Annotated in this window: 10 protein-coding genes; 3 read left to right on the top strand and 7 right to left on the bottom strand. The window is 67.4% G+C overall.

What is annotated here, in order from left to right:
• Nucleotides 1-74 precede the first annotated feature (74 nt).
• Together LFT44_RS16270 and LFT44_RS16265 are read left to right on the top strand one after the other, a co-directional pair.
• Complete coding sequence (locus tag LFT44_RS16270) at nucleotides 75-635, top strand: hypothetical protein (RefSeq protein WP_236799468.1); 561 nt, start codon at nucleotides 75-77, stop codon at nucleotides 633-635.
• A gap of 12 nt (nucleotides 636-647) precedes the next feature.
• Nucleotides 648-2,264 carry an FAD-dependent monooxygenase gene (locus LFT44_RS16265; protein ID WP_236799467.1) on the top strand — a complete coding sequence of 539 codons (1,617 nt, stop codon included), beginning with the start codon at nucleotides 648-650 and terminating at the stop codon, nucleotides 2,262-2,264.
• 99 nt (nucleotides 2,265-2,363) lie between these two features.
• Here LFT44_RS16265 and LFT44_RS16260 read toward each other — a convergent pair whose 3' ends face one another.
• Entirely contained in the window at nucleotides 2,364-3,581 is a 1,218-nt protein-coding gene (locus LFT44_RS16260) for an integrase catalytic domain-containing protein (RefSeq protein ID WP_236799466.1), read from the bottom strand.
• Between the two features lie 673 nt (nucleotides 3,582-4,254).
• On the opposite strand from LFT44_RS16260, the gene LFT44_RS16255 reads away from it, so the two are divergent.
• Entirely contained in the window at nucleotides 4,255-4,677 is a 423-nt protein-coding gene (locus LFT44_RS16255) for an Hsp20/alpha crystallin family protein (RefSeq protein ID WP_236799465.1), read from the top strand.
• A gap of 220 nt (nucleotides 4,678-4,897) precedes the next feature.
• Here LFT44_RS16255 and LFT44_RS16250 read toward each other — a convergent pair whose 3' ends face one another.
• From LFT44_RS16250 to LFT44_RS16225, 6 genes are all read right to left on the bottom strand, one after another.
• Nucleotides 4,898-5,857, bottom strand: coding sequence for an ADP-dependent NAD(P)H-hydrate dehydratase (locus LFT44_RS16250; RefSeq protein ID WP_236799464.1), 960 nt, complete (start codon nucleotides 5,855-5,857; stop codon nucleotides 4,898-4,900).
• The gene (locus LFT44_RS16245) at nucleotides 5,841-6,632 is read right to left on the bottom strand and encodes a histidine phosphatase family protein (protein ID WP_236799463.1); all 792 of its coding nucleotides are present in this window, start codon (nucleotides 6,630-6,632) and stop codon (nucleotides 5,841-5,843) included. The genes LFT44_RS16250 and LFT44_RS16245 overlap by 17 nt, the downstream gene beginning before the upstream one ends.
• Nucleotides 6,633-6,853: 221 nt before the next feature.
• Entirely contained in the window at nucleotides 6,854-8,545 is a 1,692-nt protein-coding gene (locus LFT44_RS16240; RefSeq protein ID WP_236799462.1) for an alkaline phosphatase D family protein, read from the bottom strand.
• A gap of 87 nt (nucleotides 8,546-8,632) precedes the next feature.
• Nucleotides 8,633-9,784 carry an LCP family protein gene (locus LFT44_RS16235; protein ID WP_236799461.1) on the bottom strand — a complete coding sequence of 384 codons (1,152 nt, stop codon included), beginning with the start codon at nucleotides 9,782-9,784 and terminating at the stop codon, nucleotides 8,633-8,635.
• 30 nt (nucleotides 9,785-9,814) lie between these two features.
• Nucleotides 9,815-10,960: an LCP family protein gene (locus tag LFT44_RS16230; RefSeq protein WP_236799460.1), complete on the bottom strand. Its 1,146-nt coding sequence runs from the start codon at nucleotides 10,958-10,960 to the stop codon at nucleotides 9,815-9,817.
• Nucleotides 10,961-11,087: 127 nt separating this feature from the next.
• The gene (locus LFT44_RS16225) at nucleotides 11,088-11,753 is read right to left on the bottom strand and encodes an arsenate reductase/protein-tyrosine-phosphatase family protein (protein ID WP_236799459.1); all 666 of its coding nucleotides are present in this window, start codon (nucleotides 11,751-11,753) and stop codon (nucleotides 11,088-11,090) included.
• Nucleotides 11,754-11,888 lie beyond the last annotated feature (135 nt).

Genomic DNA, 11,888 nt, shown 5'->3' with positions numbered 1-11,888 from the left:
ACTCTGGAGCTTTGCGTCCACTTCCCGGCAGGCTGGAGGGGCGCGGCAGGAAAGCGCAGGGAAAGGAGAACGCCATGACCCCCGAATCCGGTCCGGCTCCCCGGTCCAAGGCTTGGCTGGCGGTGGCCCACAGCGTCGGAACGTCCTGCGTCATGCTGGCGCGCCGGCAGGTGCACCTTCCCAAGGACAACGTGGGCCGGGTCCTGCGCTTCGCCGACGGAAGCACCTCGCGGGTCTACCGGGAGACCGCCGTCGACCGCTTGCCCGCCGAGCCCTGCGTGCTGGTGGTGGCGTTCACGCTGCGGCTGGTGCGGGGCCGGGCGCACCGCCTGTTCGAAGCGGAAAGCATCCTGAACACCCCGCTCTTCGTTGGGTTCCCGGGCTTTATCTCCAAACTCTGGTGCGCCCACGACACCTTCGGCGCCTATCGCGGGCTGTACGAGTGGGACGGCGCCGAGCGCGCCAGGAAGTATGCGTCGGCCCTTTGGCGGGTCCTGGAACTGGTCAGCGTCTCCGGATCGATCAGCTACAAGGTGCTTCCCGGGCTGCGCCGCGAGGAGGTGCTGGCGGACCCGGCCAGGATTGCGGCCGCCGGAACCGACCACGCCTGGTGGCGGCTCCGCGCGAAAAAGTGACGGCCGGCGGGCATGCCAGGCAAACAAGGGACGACGGCGGACACGGACGTTCTAGTGGTCGGCGCAGGTCCCGCCGGGCTCACCACCGCCCTCCAGGCCCTTGCCCACGGCGCCACCGTGCGGGTGGTGGACCGGCGGGATCACCGGGTCCGCCCCTCACGGGCGCTCATGCTGCATGCCCGGGCATTGGAGGGACTCCGCCCGCTCGGTGTAACCGCTGGCCTGCTGGAGCGGGCGGACACTGCGCCTGAGGCACGGATCCACCTGGGGCGGCGGGTGGTTGAAGCACGGCTGGGGCACGCAGATCTTCCGGACACCGCCTTCCCGCACCTGACGCTGGTCCGGCAGGCCGACGTCGAGGAGGTCCTGAGGCAGGCGCTGCAGGACAGAGGCGTGATGGTGGACTGGGGTGTGGAGTTCCGTGGCCTGCACCAGGACAACGGCGGGTTGCAAGCGCTATCAAGCGGACTGGTCCGCGCCGAGCTCCAGGGAGCCCACGGGCCGGGGCATCACGTCTCCCGCTTTTTGGCCGGCTGCGATGGGCAGTCCAGCACCGTCCGCGGCATCACCGGCGCGCAGTGGCGCGGAGGCCCGTACCCCGTGGAGGCGGTCCTGGCCGACCTCGAACTCGATGGTGGCCTGGACCCCGGGCTGCTGCACGTTGCGGTGGGGCAGGCCGGGCTGGCCTTCCTCTTTGCCCTGGGCGAGGGGGCTACGTGGCGGATGCTGGCCACGCGTCCGGCGGTCCCGGATTCCGGCGCCCGCTTCGGCCAGCTGGGTCCGCCCATACCGCCGGAGGAGGTGGCGCAGCTGGTGAAGGACTCGGGCCTGGAGGCCAGCGTGCGGGAGGTGGGCTGGTCCGCCCGGGTCCCGCTGCAGCACCGGATTGCCAGCACCTTCGGGAGCAGCCCGGTCTTCCTGGCCGGCGACGCGGCGCATGCCCACTCCCCGGCGGGCGGCCAGGGCATGAACAACGGCATCCTGGACGCCCTCAACCTCGGCTGGAAACTCGGGTTCGCCTCGACCGCCGGCAGGCCGCTTCCGGAACTGCTGCAGACCTACGGGCAGGAGCGGCTGCCCGCGGCCCGGCGGGTGCTGGCGCTGACGCACCTGATCTTCTTCGGCGAAGCCTCGCCGCATCCGGCGGCACGCCTGGCCCGCAGCATCCTGCCGGCGTTCGCTCCGGTCATGCCGCTGCTCCTCCGCCGGCGGTGGCTCATCGCCAGGGGAGTCAGGCTGCTGGCCCAGCCGTTCGTGAACTACCGGAACAGCGCCATCTCGCGTGAGGGCACGCCCAAGGCCCGCGGGTGGCCGCGGCCCGGCAAACGGCTGCCCGATGCTCCGGCTGCGGTGGATGGACGCTCCGTCCGCCTGCATGAGCTGACCGCGGTGCCGGGACTCCACCTTTTGCTGGAGCGCGACGCCGGCCCAGTCGCGTTGGACGCCATCCCCGCCGTTGCGTCGATGGACAGCCAGCCCCGGCTGCTGCATGTCCACCGCCTCACCAGCCACCCCGGCACGGGAGTGGCCGGCATCAGGCCCGACGGCTACGTGGGCTTCCGCTGCGGCGAGGCGGACCCGGTCCAGCTCCGCGACTGGCTGCGGCTGGTCGGTGCCGTGCGGGACTAAGGCGCCCTCCCGCCGTCGTGATGCTCTATCAGTTATGGCTCCTAAAAGGGCCCTTTGGGGACCACATCTGATAGAGCAACGGGGGCCCGGGGAATCATGTCAAGATGCCCGCCTGGGTTGGTTCGTGGAATCATTTGGTTTTGCCCGGATGACGGGTTGGGGTTTGGTGCTCTGTTTCGCGGTGGTCAGGGTTAGCAGTTCGGCGCTAAGTGCCTGGATCTGACGTTGGATGGCGGCCGGGTTCAGGGGCTTGTTTTCCCGCCGTAGCCGGGTCTTCACGTCCCGGGAGACGGTGCCGGTGTCGGCCAGAACGCGTTGGAACGGGGTCGCGGGCCGGTCGTATGTCTTGCTGATCTTCGCGCCGGTCCGGACCTTCGCCAGGAGCTTCTGCTGCGGCCCGAAATGATTCGTCAGCAGCCGCTGGAGCGCCCAGATCCGGTTCAGCAGTTCGAGCTCGGCGGCAGTGTCGTAGCGGTGGTAGCCGACGGTCTGACGGACGATGTGCCAGTTCTTCTGTTCCACATGCGCGCCGTCGTTCTTGTTCCCGGATCGAGACCGGGTGAATGTCAGGTTCTCCTGCTCGCACCAGGCCAGCAGCTCCCAGTTGATGAACTCCGAGCCGTTATCGGAATCGATGCCGAGGATCGGGAACGGGAACGCGGCGGTCGCGTCTTTGATGGCGGCAAAGACCCATTTCTGGGCCTTGTTCCTGACCGAGCGCGTTTCGGTCCAGCCGGTGGCGATGTCGGTAATATCCAAGGTAAAGCAGAATTCACCTCTGCTGTTACCGCCCTCGTGGCCGACCAGATCTATCTCGACGAAGCCCGGCACCGCGTCGTTCCATTCGGCCCAGGTCCGCATCGGGATGGAGTCTTTCAGCAGGGTCCCCGGCTTGGTGTGGGATCGGCCCCGGGGATTGAGTTTTGCCCTGTCAGGCTTGAGCCGGCGGTCAATTGTCGCCGGTGCGATGCGGAGCAACTGCGCCGCCGTGGTGTCGTCGATCTGCAGCTCCTTGAACCGGCGCAGGCGTGGCACCAGGTCCGGCAGCGCGGCCGCGAGCAATCGCCCGCACGGGGTACCCTGTACCGCCCAGCAGAACCGAAGCGAGTCGATCACCGACTCCCCGTATAGCGGAGCCCGCGGAGTCCGGGGCCCGACCGGCTTCAGCACCAGCGCCAGCCGCAACGCTTTCCGGGCATGGTCCCGGTGCCAGCCCGTCGTCGCGCACAACTCGTCGAGCACCTGCTTCTTACCCGCCCGGTCCGAGCGGGCATAACGGGTGGCAATCGCCTTGGTGACAGCCCTGCGTTCACTCATCGAAAGCTCCATGGCTCACACTGCCGAAGCGGCGGACACCAACCCGGCGGACACGCCGCTACGCGGGCATTCTCAGATGATTCCTCGAATACCGCTGCGCGGGCATCTTTGATGAGTCAACGCGGGGGGTAGTTGAGAAGGGGTTGCGGGCGTAGTCTGGTCAGTTCAAGGCACATCGCCCGGTGTGTGATTCGCCCAGTGTTTGATCCGATCAGCGTGAGAGGGGAATTTCCATGACCATCCCGCCAGTGCACGAACCTGAGCCATTTCCGCCCGAACCCGGTCCCGAGCCCACATCGCCGGATCCCACCCAGCCGCGGCCGCCCGGTCCGCCGTCCCCCAACCCGTTCCCGGCACCGCCGGCGCCCGGCCCGCTGCCGGTCCCGGATCCAGGTCCGGCGCCGCTTCGTCCCGACCCCACCAGGGACTGACCGAAAACCTTAAAACAGTGACTCGATGAAGGGCCTTCCGCGCAGCAGCAGCTGGGTGGAAGGCCCTTTTCCCTGGTGCCGTCGACTGCGGAGTCAGGCCCCGACGGGCAGAAAAATCACCCAAAAACCATGCAGGAACCCCTTGAAGACCTGCTGCTGCGGTGCTAAAAAATCTATATCAGCCAATACAGATCGGCTGATGTGGAAACGATGTTGGACCATCTCTTACGAGGAGGGAAGCCATGTTGATGCGCACCGATCCGTTCCGCGAACTGGACAGGCTGGCCCAGCAGGTCCTGGGTACCTCTGCACGCCCGGCGGCGATGCCGATGGATGCATGGCGTGAGGACCAGGAATTCGTCGTGGCCTTCGATCTGCCCGGCGTCGCTGTGGATTCGGTGGACCTGGACGTGGAACGGAACGTCCTGACGGTGCGGGCGGAACGGCCCGATCCCGTGGGCAAGGACACCGAACTGATCGCCAGTGAACGGCCGCGCGGCGTTTTCAGCCGGCAGCTGATCCTCGGCGACACGCTGGACACGGACAACGTCAAGGCCAGCTACGACGCCGGCGTCCTGACGTTGCGGATCCCGGTGGCCGAAAAGGCCAAGCCGCGCAAGATTGAGATTCAAACGAAGGGGGCAAAGCAGGAGATCTCCGCATAGCCGGCGCAGGGATCCCGCCAAGCGCAGGGACCCGAAGAGGTTCGGAAAAGGATCGGGAGGCGGCCAGATCTGTTGACTGCCTTTTTGGGGCGAATCGCCATCTGTGCAACGCCACAGCGCCAGACAGCGCATCGGCAGCTTAGGCCTCAACCTCCCGACACGGTGGCCCCCGGGTTTAGCCGGGGGCCATCCGCGTGCCCGGGTGTCCTGCCGCCGGGCGTTAGACGCTGAATTCCAGCATCAGGGCGGGCAGTTCGTCGGCCAGTTCGCGGGCCAGGAACCCGAGCGGTCCCAGCCTGACGGCCAAGCGGTCGCCTGCGGCTGCGTGCAGGTGGGTGCCCCAACAGGCGGCTTGGGCGCCGGTGGTTCCGCGGGCACGGAACCCGGCAATGGCTCCCGCCAGGACGTCGCCGCTGCCGGACGTACCCAGCCCGCCGTACCCCGTGGTGATCTTCCACAGCTCCGGCTCGTCCGGGTTCAGGCCGGGCGGCTGGGTGATCAGCCCCTGGCAGCTGACCACAGCGCCGAACCTGGCGGAGATCTCGGCCAGGTCCTTTTCGAGGTCATTCACCTCCCGCCCCAGCAGGACCTCCGCTTCCTTGGGGTTGGGGGTGAGGATCAGCCGGCCGCGCCAGGGGCCGAGTTGGTCCTCCAGAGGCACCAAGGCACCCAGCGCGTAGGCATCAAGGACGACGGCGGGACCTTCCTTTGCGCCGGCGTCGCCTTGGGAGCCCCTGCCGGCGTCACCTTGGGCGCCGCTGTTGGATTCATTCTCCTGCCCGAGCATCGCTTCCAGCAGTTCGCCGGCGAGGTCGGGATCGTCCAGGCCGGGCCCCACCAGGATGACGTCGGCCCGGTCCAGGTAGGAGGAAATGCGGTCCAGTTCCGGTTTGACGGAGCCGCCGGGAGTCTCCGGAAGGCCGATGGACCCGCACTCAGGCAGTGCCACCCCCAGCTGCACTGACACTGACTCGGCCACTGCCAGCGTGACTTTCCCGGCCCCCGCACGCAAGGCTGCGGTGCCGGCCAGAAGGGCTGCCCCCGGGGTGGCCCTGGCCCCGCCCACTACCAACACGGAGCCGCGTGAATACTTATCTTCGCCCGGCGCCGGCAGTGGCCACCCCCGCAGGAGCGTCGCCGTCACCAGCGTGGGCCCGGGTGCGTTATCGTGGGCGGACACTGGTGTCTCCCGCGTGCTGGGTGACCTCGACGCCCTGCTCTGCCAGATGGTCGGCCACGTTGAAGCTCTCCAGCGTCCACGGCCCCACGCCGGAGGGGCGGACAAACTTGGTCAGTGACGCGTTGAGGATGGCCTCCCTGGCTGCCAGGTCCAGCAGTTCCTTTTCGCTGAGCCCTTCCAGGACATAGCGGAACAGCATGATTACCGCGTCGTGGCACACCAGCATGACCCGCTGGCCCAGGCCAAGGTTGTTCAGCTCGGCCAGGACGGACCGCAGCCGCAGCGCAACGTCCGCCCAGGATTCCCCTCCCGGTGGCCGGTAGTAGAGTTTGCCCAGCCAGTCACGGCGTTCGGATTCCTCGGGGTAGCGGTTTTCCACGCCCAGCCGCGTGAGCCGGTCCAGGATGCCCAGTTCGCGGTCGCGGAGCCGTTCGTCTATCCGAACCTGCACTGGCCAGCCTGCGGTTTCCACCGCGATCTCAGCCGTCTGGCGGGCACGCGCATACGGGGAGGACACCACCGTGTCAGGGCGGAACTCCTCCGCAATCCGTCCCAGTGCCATGCCCAGCGCCTTGGCCTGGTCCCTGCCGGTGCCGGACAGGTCCACGTCCGCATCCCGGGCGGGAACCTTGATGACCTCCACGCCGGCCTCGCGGGCCTCGGTGGCCGCAACGTTGCCTTCGCTCTCGCCATGGCGGATCAGCAGCAGTTCCACCGCCCCGGCCTGCTGGACGGCCTCCGTTAGGCCGTCGTCGTTTGCTGAAGTGTCCTTCAAGAAATCACCCCGTCCTCACCCTGCCAAATGCTGTGTCGAATGCAGGAACACTACCAACGGCGTACCCAGGGGCAGGCGCAAATAACGACGGCGGCGGCAGCGGACCATACGGCTCGACGCCCATTTTCGTCAGCGACGCGCAAAATCATCGACGCGCCCCAATATATCGGCGTCTCAGGAATATGCGCGTCGCCAGTGGATTTGCACGTCGAGGACAGGGCTTACCGTTCGGGCGTCAGGACCTTGGAGAACACCGTGGCACCGTTGGCGTTCCGGAGGCTGGCGGTGAAGCTGTTGTCCTCGCCCAGCTGGACGTGGCCGAAGAACTGGTTTTCGCCGTCGCGCGGCGATTCTCCGGCGAAGCGTCCGGTCTTTGCGAACACCACCTCGGGGCCGAAGGCGCCGTCCATGCTGTTGGGGCCGAAGGAGCCGGCGGCGATGGGCCCGGCCACGAACTCCCAGAAGGGTTCGAAGTCGGTGAAGGCAGCACGCTCGGGGGAGTAGTGGTGGGCGGCGCAGTAGTGCACATCGGCGGTGAGCCACACGGTGTTCTTGACGCCGTTGCGCTTGAAGGCGCTGAGCACTCCTGCAATTTCGAGTTCACGGCCCAGGGGAGCGCCGTTGTCCCGGTTGGACAGGCTCTCCTGGTTGACCGGGCCGTCCGGCACCACAATGCCCAGCGGCAGGTCGTTGGCAATCACCTTCCATGTCGCCTTGGACCTGGACACCTCGCGGATGAGCCAGTCCACCTGCTCCTGGCCAAGGATGTTGGTGGCGTAGGGTTCCTTGCCGTCCGTGTTGGGGGACTTGTAGGTGCGCATGTCCAGGCAGAAGATGTCCAGCTGCGGGCCCCGGGAGATCTTCCGGTAGATCCGGGCCGGCTGGTACTGCCCGGCATCATCGAACGTCCCCGGGCGCCAGATGGCCGAGCTGTCCGCGATGGGCATGTTTTCCTGCCAGGCCTGCTGGCCGCGGGCAGCGAGGGTGTTGACGTCCCGCACCGTGTAGCGGGAGTCGTCGATGATCTGGCCCGGGTACCAGTTGTTGTGGGTCTCGTGGTCATCCCACTGGGCGATGACCGGAACGTCCGCGAACATGGCCCGCATATTGGCGTCCTTGGAGTTGTAGCGGTGGCGGCCGCGGAATTCGGTGAGCGTCTCGGCAACCTTGGAAACCTCCTCCGTCACCAGGTTGCGCCACACCTGCCCGTCCTTTTCCACCACGGTTTCGGCGATGGGGCCGTCGGCGTAGATGGTGTCGCCGGAGTGGATGAAGAAGTCCGGGCGGGTCTGGTGCATGGCCCGGTAGCCACGCATCCCCCCGATTTCCTCGTTGATGCCCCAGCCCTGGCCCGCGGTGTCGCCGGTCCACACAAAGCTTTGCGCGGACGACGCCGGGACGTCGCCGCCGTTGGTGGTGTCGCCGGTGCGGCCCTTGCCGTTGACCGTCCCGGTGTCGGGGGCCGTGCGGAAGCTGCCGCGAACCGTCTCACTGGCCGCGCCGGCGTCGTCGTCGAAGCTGATCTCCAGCGCAAAACGCGTGTTGGACGGCAGGTTGCCGGCGTGGATTTTGGCAGTGAAGTCGGATGCCTGGGTGGCGCGGGGCCCGCGGAGGACCCGCTCAAAGGCGCCGCGCCCGCGCAGCACCTGGCCGCCGTCGTCCACTGCCCGCAGGACCGCCGTCATCCGGCCGGCACCCGAGGCACGCGACCACAACACAGCCGAATCGGAGGTGACATCGCCGGTGGCGATGCCGCTGGGCAGTGTGAGCCGGTTGCGCACCAAGGCGACGCCGGCGGGAGACTGGGTGACTGCCGTGGCGTTGGCGGCGGGCACGGAGGCCAGCGCGGCGGCGAGGACGGAACTCTTGACGATGGTGCGGCGGGAAACCCCTGCCGGGGAAGACTCGGTCATGTCCTCAGGGTTGTCCCGGCCGGTACACGGACTCTGGCGTGGCGGTGAACGGGCGGCGAGCCGCGGCTGAACAGCGGGGGTTGCGCCCTATGGCTTCGCGAAGTCGCCGATCCGGCCCTCCCGGAGTGCCGCGCCCACGGCCGCGATGCCGCCATAGTCTGGAAACAGTACGGATTGTCCGGCCACGAAACCTGAACCCGCCGTCGGAAGCGTCATGGTGCCGATGGCGTTCACGTCCAGGTTCCGCAGGCTGTAAGCCAGAATGGCGGCCTGTACGGGGTCGAAGGCCTTATCCACGGTGAGGCAGCAGGAAGCGAAGTCGACCAGGGACCGCACCGTATTCACATCGTTGAGGGCACCTCCAGCCGTGAGGCGGGCCAGGATTGCGCGGAGCATGATCTGCTGGTCGCGGACCCGCTGGAAGTCGCCGTCGGCGAAGGCGTAGCGCTCACGGGAAAACTCCAGCGCCGCCTGCCCGTCCAGGTGGTTCATGCCGGCGGGGAAGACGTGTTGGGTTTCAACGCTGGACTGGAAAGGGATGGGAACATTGACGTCGATTCCGCCCAGGCCGTCCACCAGGATTTTGAACCCGCCGAAGTCCAGCATCAGCGTGTGGTCGATGGTGATTCCCAGCAGTTGCTGCACGGTGGCAGTTTCCATGTCGATGCCGCCATACTGCAGGGCTGCATTGATCTTGGCGGCCCCGTAGCCGGGGATGTCCACCCAGTTGTCGCGGTTGATGGAGATGAGGTAAAGGTTCCGGCGGTCGGCCGGGACGTGAACCACCATCAGGGAGTCCGCCCGCTGGTCCTGGGCTTCGCCGGTGGCTGCCGTATGGGCGGCGGCGTCCCGCGCCGGCGTGCCGCCGCGGATGTCGCTGCCGATCACCAGGATGTTCATCGGAACTGCGGGCAGTTCCGGGATCGGGGGAGGCGGGGGCGGGGGAGCGGGAGCCGGCGGCGGCGTTTCGGAAGGAGTGGGCGTAGGCGTTGTGCTGGGCGTTTCGCTGGGCGGCTGGGTTTGGGTGGCGGCTGGCCGTGCCTCCCGGCCGGCGCGGTTCAGGCTGAAGACCGCGATGCCGGCTGCCGCCACAAGGGCCAGCACCACCAGTGCCACGATCCAGCGGCGGCGTCCCAGGGCAACCAGCCAGCCGGGCCGGTGCGCGGATGGGCCTGTGGGCGGACCGGAATTGCCGGGGCCGACGGGACCGGACGGATCAGGACCGCCTGGGATGCTCATGACGCCTCCACCTCATTGTGACTGGTGGCATCAGTGTCCGTCCGGCAAGCCGTTATTGGCTACATAGTTGTCCAAACTGTCACCTGCCAGCGCATCGCCGATGTCTTTGATTGCCGTTTGGTTTGGAAGGACGATGGACTGGCCGTCCGCGGAGGTTCCGATCCCCAGGGTGGGAAGGGTAAACATTTCCATGTCGTCCGCACGCACGTTGCGCAGTTCCAAGGCCAGGTTTGCCAGGGCCGCTGCGTTAAGTCCGCTGTCCACGCTGATGAACGGCGACATGGCAGTGACTACGTTATGCACCTTCACCGGGTTCAGAAGGGTTTCCGGGCTGAGGTTCTTGGCGAAAAGCGCCCGCACGAAAGCCTGCTGGTTGCGCACCCGCTGGTAATCGCCGTCGGTGAAGGAGTAGCGCTCGCGGACGAACTCCAGGGCGTGCTTGCCGTCCAGCAGGGTACGCCCCTGCTGGTAGGAGAATTTGTCGTGCGCGGAAACGAAGGACCGGGGGATGTCCACCTCAACCCCGCCGAGGGCATCCGTGAGGCCAACAAAGCCCTCAAAGTCGACCATGGCCACGTGGTCCACGCGCTCGTTGAACATGGTCTCCACCGTCTGCACCATGAGGGGGACGCCCCCGTAGGCGAGGGCTGAATTGATCTTTGCCCTCCCGTGACCCGGAATGTCCACCCACAGGTCGCGCATCAGGGAGATGGCGAAGATTTTGGATCGGTCCGCGGGAATGTGCACCAGCATGAGGGTGTCAGCGCGCTGATCCGAGCTGCTGCCGGATACAGCCTTGCCAACCGTTGCCCCGCGGCTGTCGCTGCCCATCACCAGGATGTTCAGCGCCTGCCCGCCGGGTGCCTGGGCAGGGGCGGCTGCTGCGGGCCCGGCCGCCGCGCCAGTGCCGGTGCCTTCGACCGGTGTTACGCCGGACGGCGCAGCGGAACGCGGCTGCGGGCGGTTGGACTCGGACGGGAATGGATTGTCAATGACCTTCGCCTGTGAATCGTACGCACGGCCGAGGCTGAAAAGGTACGTACCGGCTGCGGCGGCTACCAGGATCGCTGCGGCGAGCAGCACCAGCAGCGCGGTCCGCAACGGGTGCCGACGGCGTTTGGACCGCTCAACAACGCGGACGGCGCCGGTACTGCGAAGCTTCGCCTGGGTGCTCATTTCGGAAAATTAGCACCGGAAAAAATGCCTTACATCGGGGAAATCCACAGAAAAACCGCACTCTGTTCCACACCAGCCGGCAGGCCCAAGACCAGACGCCGGATGGGTGGAGCCTCTGCGGCAGGACCTACAGTTGGGCGGCGTCCGGGCTCACGGGCGCGTTCAGGCGGGCGTGGCGCAGGATGGAGACGATCGCCGGAGCCAGCTGGTCCTCCATCTCCCGGTAGACCTCGGGCGAGCGGCGGTAGGGGTCCACGATGTCATTTTCGGCGGGGTCGGCGGGAAGCGAGAGGTGCCGCACCCCGGCGGCGCGGGCTGGCAGCCCGCGCCAAAAGGCGGCGTTGGCAGCCAGCCGGGACTCGTCGTCGGACGCTGCTTCCTGGGGGCCGGCGGGCTGGGTGTCATTTTCGGCGGCCCGCTGGTCCAGGACATTCAGCATCCGGGCGAACTCGCGGATGGTGAACGTCCGTTTGAGCAGGGAAGCGTCCAGCTGCAGGACCTCGCCGCGGTGCCCGGACGTCATGGTAAGCACCAGGTCCACGCCGCGCAGGATTGTGGGGGTGAGCTGCCGGGCAGCGAAGCCTTCGGGATTCCCGCCGAAGGTCCGCACGATGTCCGCCGAGATGGGCTGCATGGGCTGGCCCACCAGGGCGCGGGTGCCGGCGCTGGAGACTTCGAAGCCGCCGGGCACTACTTGGTCAAGCCCCGCCTGCAGCAGCCGTTCGGCCACGGGCGACCGGCAGATGTTGCCGGTGCAGACGGTCAGGATTCGTACTGGTGCGGAAGTGTCCAAGGAGATTTTCTCTTTTCCCAGCTGGCGGCGGTCCGGTGGGGCCCGTGCCCTTCAACTTAACATGCGACGCCGCGGTGGCGGCTCCCACACCGGGTGCCGCCACCGCGTCGTTCACATTTCCCGCCAGGTCGGCGG

Origin of the sequence: Arthrobacter sp. FW306-05-C (assembly GCF_021801725.1) — a bacterium.
In the GTDB taxonomy this organism is placed as follows: domain Bacteria; phylum Actinomycetota; class Actinomycetes; order Actinomycetales; family Micrococcaceae; genus Arthrobacter.
This window is presented reverse-complemented; position numbering and strand designations above follow the sequence as displayed.

Bases quoted from the DNA above. Each gene is read 5' to 3' on its own strand.
- LFT44_RS16270 (WP_236799468.1), top strand. From the start codon at position 75: ATGACCCCCGAATCCGGTCCGGCTCCCCGGTCCAAGGCTTGGCTGGCG.
- LFT44_RS16265 (WP_236799467.1), top strand. From the start codon at position 648: ATGCCAGGCAAACAAGGGACGACGGCGGACACGGACGTTCTAGTGGTC.
- LFT44_RS16260 (WP_236799466.1), bottom strand. From the start codon at position 3,581: ATGAGTGAACGCAGGGCTGTCACCAAGGCGATTGCCACCCGTTATGCC.
- LFT44_RS16255 (WP_236799465.1), top strand. From the start codon at position 4,255: ATGTTGATGCGCACCGATCCGTTCCGCGAACTGGACAGGCTGGCCCAG.
- LFT44_RS16240 (WP_236799462.1), bottom strand. From the start codon at position 8,545: ATGACCGAGTCTTCCCCGGCAGGGGTTTCCCGCCGCACCATCGTCAAG.
- LFT44_RS16235 (WP_236799461.1), bottom strand. From the start codon at position 9,784: ATGAGCATCCCAGGCGGTCCTGATCCGTCCGGTCCCGTCGGCCCCGGC.
- LFT44_RS16230 (WP_236799460.1), bottom strand. From the start codon at position 10,960: ATGAGCACCCAGGCGAAGCTTCGCAGTACCGGCGCCGTCCGCGTTGTT.